Below are 23,312 nucleotides of genomic sequence, written 5' to 3' on the forward strand. Positions count from 1 at the left end.
CCAGAACCCACACGACAACAGCCCTGCAGAACCCCAGCCCCCGAAGGAACCAGAACCACCCGGTAGTGGTAAGAAGCGGATCCTCACTCTAGCACCGCGCCTGCCGACACAACAAGTCGGGGTTTCGATGATCCAGAGGGATCCATCCGCGCTAACCGCCCGAGCCGCTTCCGCGTCTCACACTGTCGCGCTGACAAGGGAATACATTACGCGCACCCCACCCCACCCGCAACACGGAGCACGATCTCGGGCGTGTCCCGTTGATTTCCCGCGGATTCCGGTTTCCCGGGGCGAGAGAAGCCGTATCTCAGGACCAGCGGCGATAGATCTCAGGGCGCCGATCCGCCAGGTAATCGGCGGCTCCCGGCCGTGCCTCGGCGCGATCCGGGATCTCGACGATCAGCAGTTCGCTGCCGCGCCCGGCCATCCCCAGCACGGCCCCCTCCGGGCCGGCCACCGTGCTGAGCCCGGCGAAACCGGCGGTCGGCTCGTCGAGCGGAGCATCCGCCGAGCGCGCGTGATCGGCGTACGCCACCACGAGGCGGTTCTCGGCGGCGCGGGCCCGCACCAGCACCTCGGCGACGTAGTCGGACTCGCCGTCGATGGCGGTCGGGACCAGCAGCAGATCCGCCCCGCGAGCGGCCAGCGCCCGCGCCGGTTCCGGGAACTCGATGTCGTAGCAGATCTGGAACGCGACCCGACGGCCGTTCCAGTCGGCGATGCGCGGCTCCGCATCGGACGCGGTGAAGGCGAGGCGCTCCTCGGCTCCCCACAGGTGCACCTTCTCGTACCGGAGCACCTCCGCTCCCCCGCGGTCCCAGAGGCCTGCGGCGATCGCGAAACCGCCGTCCATCCGCGCCGCGGGGAACCCCGCGGCTACGGCGATCCCGCGCGCGGCGGCGATCCGGGACAGCTCCGCGGGGAACTCGGCCACGCGTTCGGGGGTCAACCAGGATGCGAGCGAGCGCGGCACGTATCCGGTGACGAAGAGTTCCGGCGCGAGCAGCAGTTCGGCACCGGCATCGAGCGCGGCGGCAGCCGCCGCATCGATCGCCGAGAGGTTCCTCTCGGGATCGAGCGGAGCCGCCTCCGCCTGCATCAGTGCGATCCGCATGCTCCCGCTCCGGAGAGTCAGTCCTGCGCGACCCGGACGCCGGCGAGCGTCTTCTTGCCGCGGCGCAGCACGGCGAAACGCCCGTGCAGCAGATCGGATTCAGCGAGCACAGTGTCGTCCGCGACGAGCTGCACGTTGTTGACGTAGACCCCGCCCTGCGCGATCGCGCGACGGGCCTCACCCAGGCTGGCCACGAGCCCGGCATCGACCATGAGCTGCACGATCGCAGTGCCCGCAACGGCCTCCGCCGTCTTGAGCTCCCCGAGCGCGCCGGTCAGCGTCTGCAGATCGAGCGTCGCCAGATCGCCCCGGCCGAACAGCGCCTCGGATGCGTCGATCGCGCCCTGCGTCGCGGCCGAACCGTGCACGAGCGTCGTCACCTCGAGGGCGAGTCGCTTCTGCGCAGCGCGGCGGAACGGCTCCTCCTCGACCTGGCGCGCGTAGTCCTCGATCTCGGCGCGCGACAGGAACGTGAAGACCTTGAGCCGGTCGATCACGTCGGCGTCGGCCTGGTTGAGCCAGAACTGGTAGAAGGTGTAGGGCGAGCACATCTCGGCATCGAGCCAGATCGCGTTGCCCTCGCTCTTGCCGAACTTGGTGCCGTCCGAGTTCGTGATCAGCGGGGTGCCGATCGCGTGCGCCGACTGCCCCTCGACCTTGCGGATCAGGTCGGTGCCGCTCGTCAGGTTGCCCCACTGATCGCTGCCGCCGGACTGCAGCTTGCAGTCGTACTGGCGGAAGAGCTCGAGGAAGTCGAAGCCCTGCAGGATCTGGTAGCTGAACTCGGTGTAGCTGATGCCCTCGTCCGAGTTCAGACGGGCCGAGACGGCGTCCTTCTTCAGCATGGTGCCGACACGGAAGTGCTTGCCGATCTCGCGCAGGAAGTCGATCGCCGACAGCGGGGCCGTCCAGTCGAGGTTGTTGACGAGGCGCACCGCGTTCTCGCCCTCGCTCGAGAGGAACCGCGATACCTGCCCCTGGAGCCGGGTGACCCACTCCGCCACCGTGTCGCGGCTGTTCAGCGTGCGCTCGGCGGTGGGGCGGGGATCTCCGATGAGACCGGTCGATCCGCCGACCAGCCCGAGGGGCTTGTGCCCCTTGAGCTGGATGCGGCGCAGCAGCAGCAGCTGCACCAGGTTGCCGAGGTGCAGGCTGGGCGCCGTCGGATCGAAGCCGCAGTAATACGTGAACGGGGCGCCCTCGAAGAGTTCGGACAGGGCCCCGGCATCGGTCGAGACGTGGATCAGCCCGCGCCACTCCAGCTCGTCCCAGAGGGTCTCGAAGCTGTGGTCGTTGCGCTGGGCCGCCAGGATCTCGGCGCGCTCGTCTACTGCAGTCACGCTCGCCATCGTACCGGGTTCGGCGGTCGCGTCAGCTCGCGGCGCGAAGCTCGTCGCGGAACCACTCGTCGGCGCGGTCGCGGGCCGCGGACCACCGCGGACCGTTCTCGGGATCGACGAAGGCCGCGTCCCTCTGCTCGGCACGCGCGAACTCCTCCTCGGCGAAGCGGAGCAGGGCCGCGGGCCGCGCACCGTCCCCGAGCTCGCGGGTGACCGCCTTCGCCGCGATCAGCTCCGCCGCCGCGTCGGCGATGTCGGCGCCGACCGAGGAATCGGCGATCAGGGTCGGCAGATCCATCGGCGGCAGGGCCGGCTCCGGGTGATCGGCGAGCCAGCGCAGCGCCGCCGCAGGACGCAGTGCATAGAAGAAACGCTTCAGCGAGGTTCCGGACGCCAGATGCTGCCGCCCGACGTGCAGATAGTGACGCTCGATCAGCTCGCGCGCCACGATCTCCTCGGCGAGCCCGAGCAGGCGGTCACGGAACGCCGGATCGCCGGAGTAGACGATGGGCGACCGCAGCCACTCGAGCGCCGCCGCGTTGCCCCGCGCGATCAGCTTGACGGCCTTCGCGAGATCCCAGCCGTTGACGTCGAACACGCGGTCGAGCGGGGTCTCGATCACGTCGCGGACGGGCCACAGCGACAGGTAGTCGTCCGAGGGCCGGACATAGAGGAACCGGCAGTCGTAGTCGCTGTCGGGCGACGGAAAGCCCCAGGCCCGGCTGCCGCTCTCGACCGCCCAGGGGATGCGCACCCCGTGGTCGCTCGCGACGAGCGCCAAGCGCGCGTCGATCCCCGAGACGACGGTCGGGTCGAGGCTGGGCGGGACTGCGCGCATGGCACGACCCTATCCGAGCGGGAGTCGAGGGCGGAGGGGGCGATCCTCGTGGGTCTTCGGAGCGGTCCGGCCGGGACCGCGGGTCCACCCGGTTCCCCGGGTTCAGACCCCGGTGCCACGCGGTCGGCACCGCGGGCCGATCCGCGCGCGCTCACGGCGGAGGAGGCTGGATCTCATGACGAACACGATCCTGCAGGCCGTCGGCCTCACGCAGCAGTACGGACCGACCCGGGCGCTCGACGGCGTCTCCATCGCCTTCGCCGAGGGCACCGCGACCGCGATCATGGGCGCATCGGGGTCGGGCAAGACGACCCTGCTGCACGCGCTCGCCGGGATCCGCACCCCCGACACCGGCACCGTCCACTACGCGGGCTCCGAGATCAGCGGCCTCTCCGACGCAGACCGCAGCCGCCTGCGCCGCGAGCACTTCGGCTTCGTGTTCCAGCAGGGCCTGCTCGTGCCCGAGCTCACCGCGGTCGAGAACGTCGCCCTCGCGCTGATGCTGAACGGAACCCCGCGTCGTCAGGCGATCGGTCCGGCCGCCCAGTGGCTCGCGGCGCTCGGCCTCGCGGGCCTCGAGGATCGCCGCATCGGCGAGCTCTCGGGCGGCCAGGCGCAGCGCGTCGCCATCGCTCGGGCGCAGGTCACCGGCGCGCGCATCGTCTTCGCCGACGAGCCGACCGGCGCCCTCGACTCCGTCACCTCCGACGAGGTCATGAACGCGCTGCTCGGGTCGACCGTCGGACGCGGTCAGACGCTCGTGGTCGTGACCCACGATCCCTCGGTCGCGGCCCGCTGCCAGCGGGTCGTGACCGTGCGCGACGGTCGCATCGTCGCGGATCAGCCCACCCAGCCAGCCGCCGCGGGGGTGTCCCAGTGATCCTCCGGGTACTCCCCCTGCTGTCCCGGCCGAGCCGCCAGGGCGCGAGCGCCCTCGTCCTGCCGGCCGTCGCGTTCCTCAGCGTGACCGCGCTGCTCGCCATCGTGCTCGGCGGCGCGCAGACCTTCTGGGGCTACTCCGACGAACTCGCGCCCATGTACTGGGCGTTCACCGTCATCGCGCTCGTGCTGCTGATCGTGCCGCTGCTGTCGCTCGGCGCCGCCGCGGCGCGGCTCTCGGCCCGCCGTCGCGACGAGCGCCTCGCGATCCTGCGGCTGCTCGGCGCGACCGGCCGCGGCACCGCGGGTCTCGCGGTCGCCGAGGCCGCCGGCATCGCTCTGATCGGATCGCTGCTCGGCACCGGGCTCGCCTACGCGCTGTCTCCGCTGATCGGGCTGATCCCGTTCCGCGGCGAGCCGCTCGGTGCGGCGGGCGTCGCGCTCCCACTCTGGGCCTCCGGCCTGCTCGTGCTCGGCGTCGTGCTCGTCGCGACCGTCAGCGCGATCTCGAGCCTGCGCCGCGTCATCATCTCGCCCCTCGGTGTCGCGCTCAAGCAGTCGGCGCCCAAGGTGCCGTGGGTGCAGGCGCTCGTCGCCGTCGCGGCGATCCTGATCGCGTCGTTCGTCGTCAGCAACATCGGCGGCCTCGGCCAGGCCGGCGGAGTCATGGCCCTCATCGCAGGGCTCGGCATCTGCTTCGGCATCGCCCTGCTCGCGCTCGACCTCATCGGCGCCTGGGTGCTGTCCCTCTTCGGCAAGGGCAAGGTCCGCCGCGCGCAGCGCCCGGCGGACCTGATCGCGGCACGGCTCGTGCTCGAATCGCCCCGCGCGGCCTGGCGCCAGGTGTCCGGCGTCGCCATGTCGAGCTTCATGGCGGTGTTCGCCGGATCCGGGATCGCGCTCATGAGCATGGCCGACGCGGAGGCCGGAGATCTCGTGGGCCCCGAGCGCTTCCTCATCGGAGACATCCGCACCGGCATCGCCATCACGGTCATCGGGACGTTCCTCATGGTCGCCTGCTCGGTCGGGGTGAATCAGGCCGCCCAGATCCTCGACCGACGCGACGTCGCCCGTTCGCTCGACATCATGGGCACCCCGATCGCGGTGCAGGACGCCGCCCGCCGCAAGGCGACCATGCTGCCGCTGCTGCTCGCGTCGGTGGGATCCGCGATCCTCGCGGCGGTGCTGCTGTTCCCGCTGGTGGGGATCGCGGTGATCGTCGCACCGCTCTCGCTCGCCGTGACGCTGTCGACCGTCGCGGTCGGGATCCTCGTCATCGCCGCCGCGCTGCTCGCGACGCGACCGCTGCTGCGGGCCTCCGTGCGGAGCTGATCCGCACGGCTTTCGGAAACGCAGCGAGGGGGTGCCGGTCGACCGGCACCCCCTCGCTGCGTTCGCGTACGTCAGACGCTGCGGAACTCGCCGATCCGCTCGGCGAGACGCGCCAGCTGCTCGTCGACCCGCACCCGAGCGGTGCCGCCGGCACCGGTGCGCGAGTTGACGGATCCCTCGATCGTGAGCACGTCGCGCACGCCCGGGGCGAGGTGCGGGGAGACCTGGCTCAGCTGCTCGTCGCTCGGCTCGTGCAGTTCGAGCCCGCGCTCCTCGCAGAAGCGGACGAGCTCGCCCGAGATCTCGTGCGCGTCGCGGAAGATCACGCCCTGCTTGACGAGCCACTCGGCCACGTCGGTGGCGAGCGAGAAGCCCTGCGGGGCGAGCTCGGCCATGCGCTCGGTGTCGAAGCTCATGGTCGCGACCATGCCCGTGAACGCCGGCAGCAGCAGCTCGAGCTGCGCGACCGAGTCGAATACCGGCTCCTTGTCCTCCTGCAGGTCGCGGTTGTACGCGAGTGGCAGGCCCTTGAGCGTCGCGAGCAGGCCGGTCAGGTTGCCGATCAGGCGGCCCGACTTGCCGCGCGCGAGCTCGGCGATGTCCGGGTTCTTCTTCTGCGGCATGATCGACGATCCCGTCGAGTAGCCGTCGTGCAGGCGGACGAAGCCGAACTCCTTGGTGTTCCAGAGGATGATCTCCTCCGAGAAGCGCGAGAGGTCGATGCCGATCTGCGCGCAGATGAACGCGAACTCCGCGACCACGTCGCGCGCTGCGGTGCCGTCGATCGAGTTCTCGAGCGGATCGCCGAGGCCGAGCTCCGCCGCGACGAGGCGCGGGTCGAGTCCGAGGGAGGATCCGGCGAGCGCGCCGCCGCCGTAGGGCGAGGCGCTGGCGCGGTGGCCCCAGTCGCGCAGGCGCTCCAGGTCGCGCACGATCGGCCACGCGTGCGCGGCCAGCTGGTGGGCGAGGAGCACCGGCTGCGCGTGCTGCAGGTGGGTGCGGCCCGGCAGGATCGCGTCGGCGTGCGCGAGCGCCTGGTCGAGGATCGCGCCCACGAGGTCGAGCAGCAGGCTGCGGATCGCGTCGGCGTGGTCGAGCAGGTAGAGGCGCACGAGCGTCGCGATCTGGTCGTTGCGGCTGCGGCCCGCTCGGAGCTTGCCCCCGAGCTGCACGCCCGCGATGTCGATCAGGCCGCGCTCGAGCGCGGAGTGCACGTCCTCGTCTTCGTCGCCGGGGAGGAACGCTCCCTCGGCGACCCGGCTCGACAGCTCGTCGAGCGCGTCGCGCATGCGCTTCAGCTCGTCGTCGTCGAGGTAGCCCGCGGCGGCGAGCGCCGTGGCGTGCGCGCGGGATCCGCGGATGTCGTACTGCGCGAGCGCCCAATCGAAGTGGGTCGACTTCGACAGCGCGGTGAGCGCGGGGGCGGGGCCGCTGGCGAAGCGTCCGCCCCAGAGGGCTCCGGCTTCGGCGGCGCGGTTGCTCTCGGGGCCCGTGTTTCCAGTGCGTTCAGCCATGAGTGCCAGCATATCCCGGGCGCGGCCCTCCCGGATCCGCCCCTGATACTCGGACCTCCCGGTTAGAGTCGTACGCATGAACGCGAACGGCGGGCTCGACGACTACGAGCGGGTCATGGGCAGCCTCAGGGCGCACGCGCAGCAGGCGTCCGCGGAAACGCAGGCGTCCGAGGAGCCCACGAACAGCAAATCGACGGTCATTCCGCCGATGCTGTACCTGCCGATCCGGGTGTCGGCCGGAGGCCCGGAGAGCTTCGAGGTCCGTCCCCTCCCGGATGGCAGACGCGCGCTTCTCGCGTACACGGCGCTCGACCGACTGCTCGACCAATGCGGCAGTGAGCAGCCGTGGGCAGTGCTGCAGATCGAAGCGCTCGCCACGGTGATGTCGAGCCAGCCGTTCGACCTGGTGAGTTTCGATCCGGTGATCTCGGCTCACCTGGTGCACGAAGGGCGGCTGCGATGACGGAGATCCGGCTCAGTCGGGACGAGATGCGATCGCTGCTGAAGAAGCCGGACAAGCAGGCGGCCAAGATCATCGCGCAGCTCAACAGCTTCTCCGGGACCGCGGATTTCGGGAGCGCGACCGACAAGATCACTCTGATTCTCAGGATCGCGATGGAATCCGCGCACGCCGCGTCCATCGCGACTCAGGCGGTGACCGCGATCGCGAACGAAGCCGTCGACGACCTGGCAGCGACCGAGGAGTCGGTCCTGCAGACCCTCGACAACTTCTCGCAAGCGGAGTTCGGCAAATGAGCGTCGACCTCACCATTCCCGGCGACAGCGCCGCGCTGCAGGCTCTCGCGGACTGGCTCGATCCCGGGCTCGCCGGCCCGCTCGACGACGCACGCAACGCTCTGGACAGCACACAGGGCGAATCGCAGATGTGGTGGCTCGGCCAGTCGGGCAGTGCTTTTCGGCAGACTACGGGCAAGATCGCGGGAGGCATCGACCCCGTAGACAACTACTCGCGCGATGCCGCCGAGGTCTTCCGCGCATACGCGAGACGGCTCGAACGAGGCCGGGACAAGTTCGCCGACTATCTCGACGACGCACGCGCGAAGTATCTGCTCGTCGCGGGCAAGGTGGTGTCGCTGCCCATGCCTCCCAAGCAGTACATCGGGCCCGCCGGATCTCCTCCGCCCATCGAGTACGGGCCGAACGGCGAGTGCATCGCGCCGCGTCCGAACGGCTGGTTCGAAGAAGCTGTGAAATGCTACAAGCAGATCGCGAAAGACGTCGGACAGTGGTGGGGCGATCTCGCCGACTGGGTGGTCGAGCACATGCTCCCCCTGATCGGCCGGGCGAGCGACTTCGACGAGCTCAAGCAGGTCACGGACGTTCTCGCCACCGGCAACGAAGTGGTCTTCAGCTCCCTGCTCGACCTGTCGAACCGTCCGTGGGAGGAGCGGCTGGCGCAGTTCGAAGAATCGGCGAAGACCTTCCAGACCGACTTCGACGAATACTACGATCGCCTGCGGTCCGGCGATCCGAGTGTGAAGGCCCTCTCCAAGGGCACCACTCCGGCGGAGATCCAGTCGCACATCGACGACCTCGGAGAGAAGATCAAGGGTCTGAAGGTCGGCACCCGCATTCTGCCCGGAATCGGCATCGCCATCGACGTCGGCAGTTCGCTGGTCGAGGTGGCCAACGGCGGTTCGATCTCCACCGAGGGCGCTGGGCTCCTCGGAGGCAGTGCCGCGGGCGCCACGGCGGCATGGGCGCTCGGCGGAAGCGCCATCCCGGGCGGAGTGGTCATCGTGGCCGCGGCGATGATCGCCGCGGGCGCCGCCTACTTCTCGAAGGAAGCCTGGGAGTCCTGGGTTCCGCTCGACGTGCGCGAGGCCATCGACGCGGGCGACTTCGGGTATGTCTTCAAGTAGCCATCGGACGAGAAGGGGCATTCGCCAATGACGACCACATCGCTCCGGTTCGATTCGACGGGGACCAGCAACGCACCCGTACCGCAGCCCGCGAAACGGGTGGTCCGAGTCGTCGCACTCGTCGCGCTCGTCGGCCTCTTCCTCGTGTCCGCATTCACGGTCGCCCCGTTCTCCATGCGGCTCTTCTTCGGGTTCTCCGCGCTCGCCTTCGCCGCCAGCGGCCTGTACCTCGCGATCGGCATGCGTGCGCAGCGACCCGGTTCGCTCCGGTTCGCCGGGCCCGGTCCGCTCACGTTCCGCCCGACCCTCGCGGCACAGCTCCTCCTGGTACTCGCACCGCTGCTCCTCGGCATCGCGGGCATCGCCAACGTGCTCGCGTGGTCCGAGCCGAACGGCCGCGGGCTCCGCTTCGTCGGCACGGTGCTGTATCTCGGCGTCGGCGTCCTCGGTACGCTCTCGGCGGTGCTGCACACCCGCCGCCCCGCCGGTCTCGAGATCTCGCCGAGCGGGCTGCGCTGGCGACGCACCTTCACCACGGCCGCCCTCGACTGGGATGAGCTTGCCGAGGCCGAGGAGCCGGGGCAGGGCAGCAACCGTCTGCTGCGGCTGCACACCCGAACCGGCACGGTGCTGAAGGTCTACCCGTTGGCTTTCGCCGCGGATCCGGTGGTCGTCACCGCGCTCATCTCCTTCTACCTCGAGAACGAATCGCAGCGCGAGCTGCTGAACTCCCCCGAACGCGCCATCGCCGTCTTCGCCGAGCGGGCCAAGCTCCGGCGACTCTGACCGTCCCGCAGCGGCGCTGCGGCGGGAACGGTCGCGACCGCGGTCAGGCCTGCGCGAGCAACCAGGTCATCAGCGCCTTCTGCGCGTGCAAACGGTTCTCAGCCTCGTCCCACACCACGCTCTGCGCACCGTCGATCACCTCGGGAGCGACCTCGTACTCGCGGTAGGCAGGCAGGCAGTGCAGGAAGATGGCGTCGGGCTTCGCCTGCGCCATCAGCTCGGGGGTCACCCGGTACGCGCCGAAGGTCTCGATGCGCTCGGCCTTCTCGCTCTCCTGGCCCATCGACACCCAGGTGTCGGTGATCACGGCGTCGGCCCCGGCGACCGCGGCGGCCGGGTCGGTGAGCACGGTCACGCTGCCGCCCGTGCGCGCGGCGATCGCCTCGGCCTCGGCGATGATGTCGGCGCGGGGGTGGTACCCAGCGGGGCCGGCGACGCGGATGTGCATGCCCGCCGTCACGAAGCCGAGCAGGTAGGAGTGCCCCATGTTGTTCGCGGCATCGCCGACGTAGGTCGCCGTGAGGCCGGCGAGCTCGCCCTTCTGCTCGCGGATCGTCTGCAGGTCCGCGAGGATCTGGCAGGGGTGGAAGTCGTCGGAGAGCGCGTTGATGACGGGCACCCGCGAGTGCTCGGCCATCTCTTCAAGGCCCGCGTGCTCGAAGGTGCGCCACACGATCAGGTCGACCATGCGCGAGATCACCTTGGCGGTGTCGGAGATCGTCTCCTTCACGCCGAGCTGCGCCTCCCCCGGGTTCACGATCAGGGCGGAACCGCCGAGATCGGCGATGCCCGTCGCGAAGCTGAAGCGGGTGCGCGTCGAGGTCTTGTCGAAGATCACCGCAGCCGTGCGCGGGCCTTCGAGCGGCCGCTCCGCGAATCGGTCCTGCTTCAGTCGTGCGGCGAGGTCGAGGACCTCCCGCTGCTCGGCCGGGCTCAGGTCGTCATCGCGCAGGAAATGTCGGGTCACGCGACCAGCCTAGTCGCGCGGCGGGGCCCCGCGATCCTCCGGGCTAGGGCAGCAGGGTCGCGAGCACCACCGGATCGCTCTGCCCCGGCCAGCTCACCCGCAGCGCGTAGGCGTCGCCCGGTTCGCGACCGGGAGCGGCGATCCGGTGCAGCACGAGCATCGCGGTGCCGTTCTCGGCGCGGCTCGACTCCCCCAGGTCGACGACGCTCGCGTCGGCGAGGTCCGGGACCGCGTCCCGCGACGAGCCGCTGCCCTGGATGCGGGTGTGCACCGCGCGTTCGACGACGTTGCCCGCGGCATCCTGCGCGAACTCCGCGGCCTCGTGCCCGCCGTGGACCATCGCCTCTGCGATCACCGAGCGGAACACCGGGTCCCCCATGGCGTCGCTCGCCCACCGCTTGCCGAGCACGCCGTGCTGCATCACGCCGACGAGGAAGGCGTCTCCGCCCTCGACCGCCTCTTCGAGCGGAGCCCCGCGATAGCTGAGCGGCACGTGGTAGACGGTGTCGTCGCCCGCGGTGAAGAGGTGCCCCTCGAGCCCGACCTCGCCAGCCGGATCGTCGAGCCGGTACGCGCCCACCCGCTCGAGCTTCGTCGCATCGCCGTGGAACCAGGGCTGCGTGGGCAGCCATGCCGCCAGCAGTTCGTACTTCGAGGGGACCAGGGTCGTCTCGTGCATGAGTGCCATGGGGCGATCCTACGGCGCGAGCCCGCGCAGGTACACCTCGACGATCCACTCCCGTTGACCGGGCAGCAGCTCGTCGGCGTGCACCGGAAGCGGCCGGGAGATCATGGCGAGTCCGGCGAAGAACCGGGGCGGCTCGACCCCTTCACGCAGCAGCCCGGCTCGAACGGCTCGATCCAGCACGTCCACGAGGCCGGCGAGGATCCGATCGCGCATCGCCATCGCGTCGACGACGAGGCCGGCGCGCTCCGCGTACGGAGCCAGCTGGAACGCCAGAGCCCCGAACTCGAGGGCGGCGATGTCGCGTACGAAGGCGGTCCAAGCGGCAGCGGGGTCATCGCCCCAGGCGCCGAGACAGGCGTCCGAGAGCGCGCCGACTCGGCGCTCGACCTCTCCGATCACCCCGCGCACCAGGTCCTCGCGAGCCGGGAAGTTCCGGTACAGCGTCCCGATTCCGACACCGGCCTCGGTCGCCACGGTACGCAGCGAGATCCCGGCGCCGTGCTCGGCGAAGAGCCGCCAGGCGGCATCGAGCAGGTCGCGGCGATTCGCCTCGGCATCGGCTCGCATTTGGCTCCTCCTCGGATCCGGGCTCCGCCCGGTTCGTCATCGTCCGCGCTGTCCATCCGACCGTCGGGTCCCGATCGCGCGGTGCTCCCATGCTCCCGGAACCGGGCGCGGAACGCCAACTTGCCAGGGTCGAAGCGGAGCGTTATGCTCCACTTTATCGAAGCGGAGCAAAATGCTCCACTTTTGTTCGACTGGAGATCCCGATGCCCGAATCCACCACCGCCCCATCGACCGCGGATGGATCCGCACCCGGCGCGACCGGTGCCTCCGGTGCCGCAGATCGCGGCACTACCGCGTCCCCGGCGTCCAAGCCGTGGCTCAAGGTCTTCGGCGTCATCGTCGGGCTCACGCTCGCGGTCTCCGCGATGGTGCTCGCGTTCCTCGCCCCCGCCATCAACTCCGGACCGCACGGCCTCCCCATCGCGATCAGCGGCCCCGCCGCCGCGACCGAGCCCCTGCGCGCCGCGCTCGACCAGAAGCAGCCCGGCGCCTTCGAGTTCACCGAGCGCGAAACCCTCGACTCCGTCGCCGACGCCGTGCACGACCGCGACGCGGTCGGCGGCATCAGCATCACCGGCGCGGGCACCGCCACCATCACGGTCGCCGGTGGCGCCGGCGCCCCCTACGGCCCACTCATGCGCGGGATCGGCACCGCCCTCGAAGCGCAGGGCCTGAAGGTCTCGATCGACGACATCGCCCCGCTGACCGCCGAGGACCCCAACGGGTCGGGCCTCGCGGCACTCGGCCTCCCGCTCGCCTTCGGCGGCATGATCTCGGCCGTGCTGCTCTCGACCCTGCTCCGCCACCGACCCGTGCACCGCCTCATCGGTTCGGTGCTCGCATCGATCGCCGTCGGCTTCGCGGTGACCGCGATCCTCCAGTTCGGCTTCGGATCGATCGACGGCGACTACGTGCTCACCTCGCTCGCGCTCGGCCTCGGCGTCTCCGCGATCTCGCTCTTCGTGCTCGGCATGGAATCCCTCTTCGGGTACGCCGGACTCGGTATCGGCGGCATCACCATGATGTTCATCGCCAACCCGCTGGCGGGCATGGCGAGCGGCTGGCAGTGGCTCCCCGACCCCTGGGGGTTCATCGGCCAGCTGCTCCCCATCGGCGCATCCGGCACGCTGCTCCGGTCCACCGCGTTCTTCGACGGGCACGGAACCGGCATGCCCGTGCTGGTGCTGGGCTGCTGGGCCGCGCTCGGGATCCTGCTCGTCGGAGCGAGCGCGATCCGCAAGCGCCGGGCCCGGGCTCGAGCCCGGGCCGTCTGAGCGGCGCGCTGCCCGGAGAACGAAGAACGGGGCCCCGACGACCATTCGGTCGTCGGGGCCCCGTTCCGTTCCAGGCCCGCGCTGCGGGCCTCGGCGGGTTACTTCGCGAGCTGCTGCTTGAGACGCGACGCCGCGCGTGCGCGCAGGCTCGCCTCGAGCTCCACCTTGCGGATGCGGACGACCTCGGGGGTCACCTCGACGCACTCGTCCTCGCGGGCGAACTCCAGGCACTCCTCGAGCGTCAGGACGCGCGGCGGGGTCATCGACTCGAAGGAGTCGGCCGTCGACGAACGCATGTTCGTCAGCTTCTTCTCCTTGGTGATGTTCACGTCCATGTCCTCGGAACGCGAGTTCTCACCGATGACCATGCCCTCGTACACCTCTGCGGTGGGCTGCACGAAGAAGGTCATGCGCTCCTGCAGGTTGATGAGCGAGAACGGGGTGACGACGCCCGCGCGGTCGGCGACGATCGACCCGTTGTTGCGGGTGACGATGGGGCCGGCCCACTCGTCGTAGCCGTGCGAGATCGCGTTCGCGATACCGGTGCCGCGGGTCGTGGTCATGAACTCCGAGCGGAAGCCGATCAGGCCGCGCGACGGGACGATGAACTCCATGCGCACCCAGCCGGTGCCGTTGTTCACCATGTTCTCCATGCGGCCCTTGCGCGCCGCGAGCAGCTGCGTGATCGCGCCGAGGTGCTCCTCGGGGGTGTCGATCGTGAGGTGCTCGTAGGGCTCGTGGGTCTTGCCGTCGACCTGCTTCGTGACCACCTGCGGCTTGCCGACGGTCAGCTCGAAGCCCTCTCGACGCATGTTCTCGACGAGGATGGCGAGCGCGAGCTCGCCGCGGCCCTGCACCTCCCAGGCGTCGGGGCGCTCAGTGTTGAGCACGCGGAGCGAGACGTTGCCGATGAGCTCGCGATCGAGGCGGTCCTTGATCATGCGGGCGGTCAGCTTGTGGCCCTTGACCTTGCCGACGAGCGGCGAGGTGTTCGCACCGATGGTCATCGAGATGGCGGGCTCATCGACCGTGATGGTCGGCAGCGGGCGCACGTCCTCGGCGTCGGCGATGGTCTCGCCGATGGTGATGTCCTCGATGCCGGCGATCGCGACGATATCGCCGGGGCCCGCCTTCTCGGCCGGGTAGCGGGTGAGCGCCTTGGTGAGCATGAGCTCGGTGATGCGCACGTTCTGGACGGTGCCGTCCTGCTTCACCCACGCGACGGTCTCGCCCTTGTGGATCCAGCCGTTGTGCACGCGGAGCAGCGCGATACGGCCGAGGAACGGCGACGAGTCGAGGTTGGTGACGTGCGCCTGCAGCGGGTGCTCGTCATCGAAGCTCGGCGCGGGGACGCGCTCGATGATGGTCTCGAACAGGGGCTCGAGATCCGGGTTGTTCGGCAGCTCGCCGTCGCCGGGACGCTCGTGCGACGCGGCGCCCGCGCGGCCCGAGAGGTAGACGGTCGGCACGTCGAGCACGGCGTCGACGTCGATGTCCGGGTGATCCTCGGAGAGGTCGGAGGCCAGGCCGAGCAGCAGGTCCTGAGCCTCGCCCTCGACCTCCTCGATGCGGGCGTCGGGACGGTCGGTCTTGTTCACCGCGAGAATCACGGGAAGGTGCGCCTCGAGCGCCTTTCGCAGCACGAAGCGGGTCTGGGGCAGCGGGCCCTCGGACGCGTCGACGAGCAGCACGACGCCGTCGACCATGGACAGCGCGCGCTCGACCTCGCCGCCGAAGTCCGCGTGACCCGGGGTGTCGACCACGTTGATGACGATGGGGCCGTTCTTCGCGTGCTCGCCCTCGTAGGAGATGGCGGTGTTCTTCGCGAGGATCGTGATGCCCTTCTCGCGCTCGAGATCGTTCGAGTCCATGACCCGATCGTCGACCTCGGCGTGCGCGTCGAAGGAGTTGGTCTGGCGCAGCATGGCGTCGACGAGCGTGGTCTTGCCGTGGTCGACGTGCGCGACGATTGCGACGTTCCGGAGGTCTTCGCGGGTGGCAAGAGCCATAAGCAGTGGTGTCCTAACGAGACGGAGAGACGGCGTCGGCGGAGCGGGATGCCGGGACATCGGAGGCACGCGAAACGCGCCGGACGTCACAAGGCCGACGTGCAATTGTAACGGATCGAGGTGAATCGCACATCACCCGCCGGATCCGCACTCAAACGCCCGGCGAACGCACAATTGACACGGATCGAGGTGAATCGCACATCACCCGCCGGATCCGCGCTCGGATGCGCGGGCGGCTCAGTCGTCGACGATCACGCCGATCGGAGCCGTCTCATCGACGAGCTCGTGCCGCTGCCGCCCCTTGCCGCGCACCAGCGCGAAGTACCCGACGAGCAGCAGCGCGATCCAGATGATCCCGACCACGAGCGCGGGCCGGGTGTCCTCCATCACGCCGATCATCACGATGACGAATCCGATGAAGACGATCGTCGCGATCGAGGCCGCCGGCCACAGGGGCACGGGGAACTCGCTCGGCAGGCGGCCGTCGCGCACGATCTCCCGCTTCATGCGTACGTGGGCGACGAGGATCATGAGCCAGACCAGCACCGTCGCGAAGGTCGCGAGGGCGGCGATGAGGAAGAAGATCTGGTCGGGGAACAGCGCGTTCAGCACGACGCCGAGGAGCAGCGCGCCGACCATGGTGACCACGGTCAACCACGGCACGCCGGTGCGGGTGACGCGCATGAATGCTCGCGGTGCCTGCCCCTGTTCGGCGAGACCGTGCAGCATGCGCCCGGCGCCGAAGATGTCGGCGTTGATCGCCGAGAGCGCGGCGGTGATGACCACGGCGTTGAGCACGTGCGCGGCACCGGTGAGGCCGAGGGTCTCGAAGATCGAGACGAACGGGCTCGCCTTGCCGTCGATCGTGTTCCACGGCTGCAGGCACATGATGATGCCGAGCGTCAGTACGTAGAAGAGCAGGATCCGGACCGGGACCGAGTTGATGGCCTTCGGGATCACGCGCTTCGGATCCTTGGCCTCGCCCGCGGTGATGCCGATCACCTCGGTGCCGCCGAACGCGAACATCACGACGGTGAAGGAGGCGAGCAGCCCCCAGACGCCGTTCGGCATGAAGCCGCCGTGGTCGACGAGATTGTGCAGGCCCGCGGCGTTCTCGGACTGCGTCGAGATGCCGAAGACGATGATCGCGATGCCGCCCGCGATCATGAGGATGATCGCGACGATCTTGATGAGCGAGAACCAGAATTCGAGCTCGCCGAACACCTTGACGCTGATCAGGTTGAGCGCCGCGATGAAGAAGACGACCGCGAGCACCCAGATCCACCGCTCGACGTCGGGGAACCAGAACCCCATGTAGACGCCGAACGCGGTGACGTCGGCGAGCGCCACGACGAACATCTCGAAGGTGTAGGTCCACCCGGTGAGGAATCCGGCGAACGGCCCCACGTAGCGGGAGGCGTACTGGGCGAACGAGCCGGAGACCGGATGCCGGACGGCCATCTCGCCGAGCGCGCGCATCACCATGAACACGGCGGCGCCGCCGATCATGTAGGCGAGCAGCACCGCGGGGCCGGCGGCCTGGATCGCGCCGGCGGAGCCCATGAACAGGCCCGTGCCGATGGCGGAGCCGAGCGCCATGAAGCGGATGTGCCGGGCGGTGAGGCCGCGCTTCAGCGCGGTGGGTGCGGGCGCACCCGTATCGAGCGTGGTGTCCATCTTCGGGTCCTTCGGGTCTGCGATCGGCGTGCGTCGGTCTGAGCGGAGGAGTTACCGCTGGAGGCGGTGGGCCAGGCCCACCGCGGCGTCGAGCACGCAGAGCGCCGCGAGGCGCACCGTGCGACCGTCGGCGGAGTCCGCCGTGGCGTCGATCTCGGCGAGGTCGATGCCGCGCACGCGCGGGTCCTCTGCGAAGAGCCGGGCGAAGCGTCGGAGCTCGTGCGCCTGGATGCCCCCGGGGATCGACGCAGGGCAGGCGGGCACTACCGAGCGGTCGCAGACGTCGACGTCCAGGTCGACGTGGATCGGGCCGCCTGCGGCGCCCGCGATCTCGAGCGACTCTGCGACGATATCGCGCAGCGGCCGGTCGTGGAGCTCGTCGCGGTGGATCACGGTGATGCCGAGGTCCTTCGCCCGCTGCCGGTAGGCGCGCGAGTTCGCGAAGTCGGCGATGCCGATCTGCACGATCCGGCGCGGATCGAGCCCCGCTTCGACGAGGCGGCGCACGGGCGATCCGTTGCTGCGGCCATCGCGCAGGTCGTGGTGCGCGTCGAGGGTGATGAGCCCGGCGGTGCCGAGTTCGTCACCGTACACGCCGAGCGCGGCCGGCACCGTGAGCGAGTTGTCGCCGCCGAGCGCGACGACGAGCTGCGCCCGGCGCGCGAGCTCGGCGACCGCTTCGGTCGCTGCGCGCTCCCCCGCCTCGGAATCGGGGTCGTGCAGATCCCCCGCGTCGACGATGCGCAGAGCCTCCTCGAGGATCAGCTCCGCCTCGTCTCCCCGCGCGCCCGGCGCGCCCTCGGTCACCGCGTGGCCGGAGTAGCGGCGCAGCGCCGCCCGGATCGCCGCCGGCGTCTCGTGCGCGTTGGTCGGCGAGAGCGAGGTCTGCGACACCGGGATCCCGACGAGGGCGAGGTCGACCTCCTGACCGGAGTCGGCGGGCCAGCCTCCCGTTCGCGGCCAGGCCGGGTCGACGGAGAGGCCGGCGGCTGCGGCCGTCTCGAATCCCTTCGGATCGACGGCGGGACGCGCGGCGAGGGCGCGGGCTGCGGTGATGGCGTCAGTGCTCATGGGGCGACCGTAGCAAGATTCGACGGCGGGTTCGGAGGGTGCGATCGCGGAGCCCGTCCGGGATACCGGACGGTTCGCGGGCGCACGCCCTGCCGCCGGGGCCGCGCGTGCGGTGGGATCGAAACCATGAACACCACTGCACCCGTGATCCTCGGCGAGGCCTCCCTGACCATCGCCGACGTCGTCTCCGTCGCCCGCAAGGACGCCCGCGTCGAGATCGGCGCCGGCGCCCTCGAACGCATCGCCGCCAGCCGCCAGGTCATCGAGGACCTCGCGAATGACACCCGCCCCCACTACGGCGTCTCGACCGGCTTCGGCGCGCTCGCCAAGGTCCAGATCCCCGTCGAGAAGCGCCAGCAGCTGCAGCGCAGCCTCATCCGCTCGCACGCGGCCGGAACCGGCGCCGAGGTCGAGCGCGAGGTCGTCCGCGCGCTCATGCTGCTCCGCCTCAACACCCTCGCCTCGGGCCGCACCGGTGTGCGCCCCGTCGTCGCCGAGACCTACGCCGCGATCCTCAACGCGGGCATCACCCCCGTCGTGCACGAGTACGGCTCGCTCGGCTGCTCGGGCGACCTCAGCCCCCTCGCCCACTGCGCGCTCACGCTGCTCGGCGAGGGCGACGTGCGCGTCTCGCAGGATCCCCACGACGCCCCGATCCCCGCGGCCGAGGCCCTCGCCGCGGCCGGGATCGAGCCGATCTCGCTCGTCGAGAAGGAGGGCCTCGCCCTCATCAACGGCACCGACGGCATGCTGGGCATGCTCAGCCTCGCGCTCACCGACCTCGCCGATCTGCTCCGCATCGCCGACGTCGCCGCGGCAGCATCGGTCGAGGCCCTCACCGGCACCGACGCCGTGTTCGCCGCCGACCTGCACGCGCTGCGCCCGCACCCGGGTCAGGCCGCCGCCGCCGCCAACATGGCCGCGGTGCTCGCGGACTCGCACCTGATCCAGCGCCCGCAGGAGGGCGTGTTCACCCGCGTGCAGGACGCGTACTCGCTGCGCTGCGCCCCGCAGGTGCACGGCGCCGCCCGCGACACTGCCGCGTACGCGGCGCAGGTCGCATCGATCGAGCTGCGCTCGGCGGTCGACAACCCAGTCGTGCTGCCCGACGGCCGTGTCGAGTCGAACGGCAACTTCCACGGCGCACCCGTCGCGTACGTGCTCGACTTCCTCGCGATCGCCGTCGCCGACCTCGCGTCGATCAGCGAGCGCCGTACCGACCGGTTCCTCGACGTGTCGCGCAACCACGGGCTGCCCCCGTTCCTCGCGGCCGACGCGGGCCTCGACTCGGGCCTCATGATCGCCCAGTACACCGCGGCCGGCATCGTGTCGGAGCTGAAGCGGCTCGCCGCCCCGGCCTCGGTCGACTCGATCCCGTCCTCGGCCATGCAGGAGGATCACGTGTCGATGGGCTGGGCCGCCGGACGCAAGCTGCGTCGCGCGATCGACGGCCTCGGCCGCGTGCTCGCCATCGAGCTGCTCACCTCGACCCGCGCGCTCGATTTCCGCGCCGCCCAGCCCGAGCACGGCGCCCCGGCGCCCGCCACGGCCGCGGTGCACGCCCTGTTCCGCACCGAGATCTCGGCGCCCGACACCGATTCGTTCCTGTCGCCGACCATCACTGCGGCGCACCGCTTCGTCGAGAGCGGTGCCGTGCTCGACGCGGTCGAGAGCGCACTCGGCGCGCCGCTCGCCTGAGCCCGCGCCTCTGCGGGCAGACTGTCCGCAGAGGCACCGGTGCGGGGAGACCCGCTCGATGCCCGGTGGCCCCGTCAGAGGCGGGGCCACCGGAACGGTGCCGGGCGCCGGGGGTCCGCACTGGGGGAACAGTGATTGAGAGGACGAACGATGTCTGACGACTCGCCGAAGGTTCCCGCCGCGGACCAGACCCTGCGGATCCTGAGCCTGCTCGCGAGCTCGCGCGGCCCCATGGCCGCGAGCATGATCGCGACGCAGCTCGGCCTGCCGCGATCCACCGTCTACCACCTGCTGGCCACGCTGCAGGAGCACGGCTTCGTCATGCACCTGCCCGAGGAGCGCCGCTACGGGCTCGGCCTCGCCGCCGTCGAGCTGAGCTCGGCCTACGCGCGGCAGGAACCCCTCACGCGGATCGGGCGCCCCCTGCTCGCCGGCCTCGTCGACCGGCTCGGCATGAGCGGTCACCTCGCGGTGCCGCACGGCCGCGACGTGCTCTACGTGATCGAAGAGCGCGCGCCGGGATCCCCGCCCCTCATCACCGACGTCGATGTGCGTCTGCCACTGCAGCTCACCGCGAGCGGGCGGGCGATCCTCGCCGCCCTGCCGAAGGCGCAGGTGCGCGCACTCTTCCCGGATCGGGAGTCGTTCGTGCACCGTCACGAGGACCTCGAGGGCATCGACCGCTACTCGCGTCTCCGCACCGTGCTCGACGACACGAGCACCCGCGGCTACGCGCTCGAGCGCGGCTCGGTCACCGCGGGCCTCGCCTCGGTCGGCGTGCCCGTGCTCGACCACCGCGGCTGGCCGGTGGCCGCCATCGCGGTCACCTTCTCGGAATCGCGCGTGCCCGACGACGCGTACCCCGGCCTCGCGGCGGAGGTGCGCCGCACGGCCGAGACGCTCTCGACCCGCATCCACGGGCGCAGCGCGCGGGTGTAGCGCCCGGGCGTAGCGCGCGGCCCGGGCACGGGTGTCACGCGCTGAGCGCGGGTGCCGCCGACGAAACCCGCGCGCGCAACCTGGCACCGAGCGTCGGCCCTCCACCCGGATTCTCAGACCTCGGTAAACCGCAGTTCGAGTGCTGCGGAGAGCGTTCGCGGCGACCGCCCGAGGAACTCGCAGAGCCGGGCACGGGTCCGCGCAAGATTCCCCGGGCGGAAGTCCTCCTGGTGGAGACGCAGAATCCGGTATCCCGCGGCTCGGGCTCGATCCAGACGGCTCTGATCCCGCAGGTACTGCTCACGATCGAGTCGGTGCTGCTCCCCGTCGTACTCGATGATGAGTCGACGCGCACGATCAACCAGATCAAAGCGCCCGAGCCATCGACCGGCCTCGTCGGAGATCTCGGCCTGCATCTCCAGGTCGTCGAGCCCCAGCCGTGCCAGCTCGAAGTGGAGCAGACTCTCCATTCGCGACTCCGCGCCGATTCGAGATACCTCGAACGCGTCGCGCGCCCTGCGTACGCCTCGCCCCGAGTTACGTCTCAGCGCCTGCTGAAGAGCTGTATGCTCGACCATCGGCGCTGTGTCCCAGGTGGGTCCGCGCGGGAGAACCAGGAAGTCGATGGCGACGACCAGCTCTCGGAAATCGAGGAGCGGCGCGGATTGCAGTAGCGCCGTCACGGCCGGGACTCGTGGCAATCCCGAGCCGTCGCGAGACGCCCGCAGTCGACCGCTCGTTCGATGCCCGATGACGCCGGAGCCGCGGGCACCGTTGAGCCCTTCGGACGCGGTCACGTGGAGCTCTTCGATGCACCGGATCGGGCAGCCGAGCAGGAGCAGGGCAGTGGTGTGACTGAATGCCTCGCCCGGACGCAGCAGCGGCGCATAGTTCTCGGCGCGATGTCTCACACGGTCTTCGAGGTAGCCCGGCGCGTCGTCAGCGCTCGAACGCGTCGGTTCCCTCAGTCGATAGACGCCACGGTGCGGGCGGGCGAATCGCCGATGCCGCAGGGCATCCGGCGTCAGGCCGAGCCGGAGCGCGTCCGAGTAGGCGAGAGCACGGTTGGGGTATCTGCCGGGAAGCGGTCGTGGAGTTCGTGTCATTCGGCAAGGATCTCCGACACCCGCCGGCGAAACTCGGTTGTCCCCAGGCGCGAACAGCGTGCCCGCGCGAATGCTGCCTGTGGAGGCCATATCCCGCCCGCCCGGAACCTCCCGCGTCCTCGCCCGAGCCCCGTCGAGGTGCCCCGTCTGGGGGTTATGAGATCCGATAACCCCAATGAGGGGCACCTCGATGAAGAACAGCCGTCGCGCGGAAGAACCGCCTCAGACCTCGCGGATCCCGGCGCGCCAGACCGCAGCGGTGAGCGGCATGCCCGGCCGGTAGGCCAAGTGGGTGACGGAGGGGGCCTCGAGCAGTTGCAGGTCGGCGCGGGCACCGACCCGGATCGCACCGACCGCGGGCTGCGCGGCGCCCCGGGGATCGATCCAGCCGTCCTCGTGCATGCCGAGGGCGAGCGCACCGCCGAAGGTCGCCGCGCGCACGGCTTCCTGGATCGTGAGGCCCATCTGCAGCACGGCGGTCGCGACGCAGAAGCCCATCGAGCTCGTGTAGGAGGTTCCCGGGTTGCAGTTCGACGCGATCGCGAGCTGCGCGCCCGCGTCGAGGAGGCGGCGGGCCGGAGCCAACGGCATCCGCGTCGACAGGTCGCACGCCGGCAGGACCGTCGCGACGGTGCCGCGTCGACCGGTGCCTCCCGCCCATTCGCCCCACGACGAGGCGAGGGCATCGATGTCGTCGTCCGACAGGAAGCCGAGGTGGTCGACGCTCAGGGAGGCATGCTCCACCGCGAGCCGCGCGCCGGGGCCGTGCCCCAGCTGGTTGCCGTGCACCCGCGTCGCAAGGCCGTGCGCGGCCGCGGCCGCGAGCACCCGGGCCGACGCGGCCGCGTCGAACGCTCCGGTCTCGCAGAACACGTCGACGGCGCTCACGTGCGGGGCGACGGCGTCGAGCATCGGGCCGGTGACGAGGTCGAGGTACTCCCCCGGATCCGCGCCCGACGGCACCACGTGCGCACCGAGGAACGTGACCGCGTCGACGACGTCGCTCGCGACCGTCGCCGAGCGCAGCTCGTCCTCGACGGTGAGACCGTAGCCGGTCTTCGTCTCCATCGTCGTGGTGCCCCAGCGGCGGGCCTCCCCGACGAGCCGCTCGAGGTTCGCGCGCAGCTCGGCATCCGTCGCGGCCCGGGTGGCCCCGACGGTCACGTTGATGCCTCCCGCGGCGTAGGACTCACCGGCCATGCGCGCTTCGAACTCGGCCGTGCGATCGCCCGCGAACACCATGTGCGTGTGCGAGTCGACCCAGCCCGGCAGCACCGCGCGCCCGGCTGCGTCGAAGTGCTCGTCGGCCGCCGGCGCGGTCGCCGACGCTCCCACCCAGGCGATCCGATCCCCCTCGATCACGACGGCGGCGTCGCGCAGGCGACCGCCACCCGAGTCGTCGTTGGTCGTCAGTTCGCCGATGTTGCTGATCAGCAGGGTGTTGCTCATGGGATCACTCTCTCAGGTGTGCGGCCGATGATCCTGCGCCTCGCAAGCTCGCGCAGGATGACGAATCCCCGTCATCCTGCGCGACGGAGGAGTCGCAGGATCTCGGCGCTCGGCCGGGATCCTGCGACTCGTTCCTCTCGCAGGACGACGAGGGTTTCGCGCAGGATGGCGAAGGCGCGGC

At 70.6% G+C, this 23,312-nt stretch carries 21 protein-coding genes; 9 read left to right on the top strand and 12 right to left on the bottom strand.

The window, feature by feature from the left end; genetic code table 11:
* Window positions 1–307: 307 nt before the first annotated feature.
* Genes ABD169_RS14275 through ABD169_RS14285 form a run of 3 tightly spaced genes read right to left on the bottom strand, consistent with a single transcriptional unit; the run spans window position 308 to window position 3,292 of the window.
* Complete coding sequence (locus tag ABD169_RS14275) at window positions 308–1,114, bottom strand: nitrilase-related carbon-nitrogen hydrolase (RefSeq protein WP_344033292.1); 807 nt, start codon at window positions 1,112–1,114, stop codon at window positions 308–310.
* A gap of 17 nt (window positions 1,115–1,131) precedes the next feature.
* On the bottom strand, window positions 1,132–2,454 hold the full coding sequence (tyrS, locus tag ABD169_RS14280; RefSeq protein ID WP_425560976.1) for a tyrosine--tRNA ligase: 1,323 nt from the start codon (window positions 2,452–2,454) through the stop codon (window positions 1,132–1,134).
* A gap of 31 nt (window positions 2,455–2,485) precedes the next feature.
* On the bottom strand, window positions 2,486–3,292 hold the full coding sequence (locus tag ABD169_RS14285; RefSeq protein WP_344033295.1) for a nucleotidyltransferase domain-containing protein: 807 nt from the start codon (window positions 3,290–3,292) through the stop codon (window positions 2,486–2,488).
* Window positions 3,293–3,467: 175 nt separating this feature from the next.
* Between ABD169_RS14285 and ABD169_RS14290 the strand changes: the two genes are divergently transcribed.
* Window positions 3,468–4,172 (top strand): ABC transporter ATP-binding protein, encoded by a 705-nt coding sequence (locus tag ABD169_RS14290; protein WP_046455690.1) that lies wholly within the window; start codon window positions 3,468–3,470, stop codon window positions 4,170–4,172.
* Complete coding sequence (locus ABD169_RS14295) at window positions 4,169–5,503, top strand: FtsX-like permease family protein (protein WP_344033298.1); 1,335 nt, start codon at window positions 4,169–4,171, stop codon at window positions 5,501–5,503. Before ABD169_RS14290 ends, ABD169_RS14295 begins: the two co-directional genes overlap by 4 nt.
* A 71-nt stretch (window positions 5,504–5,574) precedes the next feature.
* Here ABD169_RS14295 and argH read toward each other — a convergent pair whose 3' ends face one another.
* Window positions 5,575–7,017 (bottom strand): argininosuccinate lyase, encoded by a 1,443-nt coding sequence (gene argH, locus ABD169_RS14300; protein WP_344033300.1) that lies wholly within the window; start codon window positions 7,015–7,017, stop codon window positions 5,575–5,577.
* Between the two features lie 76 nt (window positions 7,018–7,093).
* Here argH and ABD169_RS14305 point away from each other — a divergent pair, with 76 nt between their 5' ends.
* The 4 genes from ABD169_RS14305 to ABD169_RS14320 are packed head-to-tail and all read left to right on the top strand — an operon-like array spanning window position 7,094 to window position 9,686.
* Window positions 7,094–7,480 carry an SAV_915 family protein gene (locus ABD169_RS14305; protein ID WP_344033302.1) on the top strand — a complete coding sequence of 129 codons (387 nt, stop codon included), beginning with the start codon at window positions 7,094–7,096 and terminating at the stop codon, window positions 7,478–7,480.
* On the top strand, window positions 7,477–7,773 hold the full coding sequence (locus tag ABD169_RS14310) for a hypothetical protein (RefSeq protein ID WP_344033304.1): 297 nt from the start codon (window positions 7,477–7,479) through the stop codon (window positions 7,771–7,773). Before ABD169_RS14305 ends, ABD169_RS14310 begins: the two co-directional genes overlap by 4 nt.
* On the top strand, window positions 7,770–8,900 hold the full coding sequence (locus ABD169_RS14315; RefSeq protein ID WP_344033306.1) for a hypothetical protein: 1,131 nt from the start codon (window positions 7,770–7,772) through the stop codon (window positions 8,898–8,900). The genes ABD169_RS14310 and ABD169_RS14315 overlap by 4 nt, the downstream gene beginning before the upstream one ends.
* Before the next feature lie 27 nt (window positions 8,901–8,927).
* The gene (locus ABD169_RS14320; protein WP_344033308.1) at window positions 8,928–9,686 is read left to right on the top strand and encodes a hypothetical protein; all 759 of its coding nucleotides are present in this window, start codon (window positions 8,928–8,930) and stop codon (window positions 9,684–9,686) included.
* Window positions 9,687–9,729: 43 nt separating this feature from the next.
* Here ABD169_RS14320 and argF read toward each other — a convergent pair whose 3' ends face one another.
* Genes argF through ABD169_RS14335 form a run of 3 tightly spaced genes read right to left on the bottom strand, consistent with a single transcriptional unit; the run spans window position 9,730 to window position 11,908 of the window.
* A complete protein-coding gene (gene argF, locus ABD169_RS14325; RefSeq protein ID WP_344033310.1) occupies window positions 9,730–10,653 on the bottom strand; it encodes an ornithine carbamoyltransferase in 924 nt (307 codons plus the stop codon).
* Window positions 10,654–10,696: 43 nt separating this feature from the next.
* Window positions 10,697–11,341 (bottom strand): maltokinase N-terminal cap-like domain-containing protein, encoded by a 645-nt coding sequence (locus ABD169_RS14330; protein ID WP_344033312.1) that lies wholly within the window; start codon window positions 11,339–11,341, stop codon window positions 10,697–10,699.
* Window positions 11,342–11,350: 9 nt separating this feature from the next.
* Window positions 11,351–11,908, bottom strand: a complete 558-nt coding sequence (locus tag ABD169_RS14335) for a TetR/AcrR family transcriptional regulator (protein ID WP_344033314.1) — start codon at window positions 11,906–11,908, stop codon at window positions 11,351–11,353.
* A 203-nt stretch (window positions 11,909–12,111) separates the two neighbouring features.
* Between ABD169_RS14335 and ABD169_RS14340 the strand changes: the two genes are divergently transcribed.
* Window positions 12,112–13,182 carry an ABC transporter permease gene (locus ABD169_RS14340; protein ID WP_344033316.1) on the top strand — a complete coding sequence of 357 codons (1,071 nt, stop codon included), beginning with the start codon at window positions 12,112–12,114 and terminating at the stop codon, window positions 13,180–13,182.
* 98 nt (window positions 13,183–13,280) lie between these two features.
* Here the strand turns inward: ABD169_RS14340 and typA are convergent, their stop codons facing one another.
* The 3 genes from typA to ABD169_RS14355 form a co-directional block, all read right to left on the bottom strand.
* Window positions 13,281–15,191 (bottom strand): translational GTPase TypA, encoded by a 1,911-nt coding sequence (gene typA / locus ABD169_RS14345; protein ID WP_046455696.1) that lies wholly within the window; start codon window positions 15,189–15,191, stop codon window positions 13,281–13,283.
* A 237-nt stretch (window positions 15,192–15,428) separates the two neighbouring features.
* Window positions 15,429–16,868 carry an amino acid permease gene (locus tag ABD169_RS14350; RefSeq protein ID WP_344033318.1) on the bottom strand — a complete coding sequence of 480 codons (1,440 nt, stop codon included), beginning with the start codon at window positions 16,866–16,868 and terminating at the stop codon, window positions 15,429–15,431.
* Window positions 16,869–16,919: 51 nt separating this feature from the next.
* Window positions 16,920–17,939: an arginase family protein gene (locus ABD169_RS14355; RefSeq protein ID WP_084821111.1), complete on the bottom strand. Its 1,020-nt coding sequence runs from the start codon at window positions 17,937–17,939 to the stop codon at window positions 16,920–16,922.
* Window positions 17,940–18,065: 126 nt separating this feature from the next.
* On the opposite strand from ABD169_RS14355, the gene hutH reads away from it, so the two are divergent.
* Together hutH and ABD169_RS14365 are read left to right on the top strand one after the other, a co-directional pair.
* Window positions 18,066–19,637: a histidine ammonia-lyase gene (gene hutH / locus ABD169_RS14360; protein ID WP_344033320.1), complete on the top strand. Its 1,572-nt coding sequence runs from the start codon at window positions 18,066–18,068 to the stop codon at window positions 19,635–19,637.
* Between the two features lie 150 nt (window positions 19,638–19,787).
* Window positions 19,788–20,576, top strand: coding sequence for an IclR family transcriptional regulator (locus tag ABD169_RS14365; RefSeq protein WP_046455699.1), 789 nt, complete (start codon window positions 19,788–19,790; stop codon window positions 20,574–20,576).
* A 113-nt stretch (window positions 20,577–20,689) separates the two neighbouring features.
* Here ABD169_RS14365 and ABD169_RS14370 read toward each other — a convergent pair whose 3' ends face one another.
* Both ABD169_RS14370 and hutI read right to left on the bottom strand, forming a co-directional pair.
* Complete coding sequence (locus ABD169_RS14370; protein ID WP_344033322.1) at window positions 20,690–21,682, bottom strand: DUF559 domain-containing protein; 993 nt, start codon at window positions 21,680–21,682, stop codon at window positions 20,690–20,692.
* 222 nt (window positions 21,683–21,904) lie between these two features.
* Window positions 21,905–23,131, bottom strand: a complete 1,227-nt coding sequence (gene hutI / locus ABD169_RS14375) for an imidazolonepropionase (RefSeq protein ID WP_344033325.1) — start codon at window positions 23,129–23,131, stop codon at window positions 21,905–21,907.
* Window positions 23,132–23,312 lie beyond the last annotated feature (181 nt).

Origin of the sequence: Leucobacter iarius (assembly GCF_039530105.1) — a bacterium.
GTDB lineage: Bacteria > Actinomycetota > Actinomycetes > Actinomycetales > Microbacteriaceae > Leucobacter > Leucobacter iarius.

Coding starts and splice junctions, on each gene's coding strand:
- ABD169_RS14275 (WP_344033292.1), bottom strand. CDS start 1,114: ATGCGGATCGCACTGATGCAGGCGGAGGCGGCTCCGCTCGATCCCGAG.
- ABD169_RS14285 (WP_344033295.1), bottom strand. CDS start 3,292: ATGCGCGCAGTCCCGCCCAGCCTCGACCCGACCGTCGTCTCGGGGATC.
- ABD169_RS14290 (WP_046455690.1), top strand. CDS start 3,468: ATGACGAACACGATCCTGCAGGCCGTCGGCCTCACGCAGCAGTACGGA.
- argH (WP_344033300.1), bottom strand. CDS start 7,017: ATGGCTGAACGCACTGGAAACACGGGCCCCGAGAGCAACCGCGCCGCC.
- ABD169_RS14305 (WP_344033302.1), top strand. CDS start 7,094: ATGAACGCGAACGGCGGGCTCGACGACTACGAGCGGGTCATGGGCAGC.
- ABD169_RS14310 (WP_344033304.1), top strand. CDS start 7,477: ATGACGGAGATCCGGCTCAGTCGGGACGAGATGCGATCGCTGCTGAAG.
- ABD169_RS14315 (WP_344033306.1), top strand. CDS start 7,770: ATGAGCGTCGACCTCACCATTCCCGGCGACAGCGCCGCGCTGCAGGCT.
- ABD169_RS14320 (WP_344033308.1), top strand. CDS start 8,928: ATGACGACCACATCGCTCCGGTTCGATTCGACGGGGACCAGCAACGCA.
- ABD169_RS14330 (WP_344033312.1), bottom strand. CDS start 11,341: ATGGCACTCATGCACGAGACGACCCTGGTCCCCTCGAAGTACGAACTG.
- ABD169_RS14335 (WP_344033314.1), bottom strand. CDS start 11,908: ATGCGAGCCGATGCCGAGGCGAATCGCCGCGACCTGCTCGATGCCGCC.
- ABD169_RS14340 (WP_344033316.1), top strand. CDS start 12,112: ATGCCCGAATCCACCACCGCCCCATCGACCGCGGATGGATCCGCACCC.
- typA (WP_046455696.1), bottom strand. CDS start 15,191: ATGGCTCTTGCCACCCGCGAAGACCTCCGGAACGTCGCAATCGTCGCG.
- ABD169_RS14350 (WP_344033318.1), bottom strand. CDS start 16,868: ATGGACACCACGCTCGATACGGGTGCGCCCGCACCCACCGCGCTGAAG.
- ABD169_RS14355 (WP_084821111.1), bottom strand. CDS start 17,939: ATGAGCACTGACGCCATCACCGCAGCCCGCGCCCTCGCCGCGCGTCCC.
- hutH (WP_344033320.1), top strand. CDS start 18,066: ATGAACACCACTGCACCCGTGATCCTCGGCGAGGCCTCCCTGACCATC.
- ABD169_RS14365 (WP_046455699.1), top strand. CDS start 19,788: ATGTCTGACGACTCGCCGAAGGTTCCCGCCGCGGACCAGACCCTGCGG.
- ABD169_RS14370 (WP_344033322.1), bottom strand. CDS start 21,682: ATGACACGAACTCCACGACCGCTTCCCGGCAGATACCCCAACCGTGCT.
- hutI (WP_344033325.1), bottom strand. CDS start 23,131: ATGAGCAACACCCTGCTGATCAGCAACATCGGCGAACTGACGACCAAC.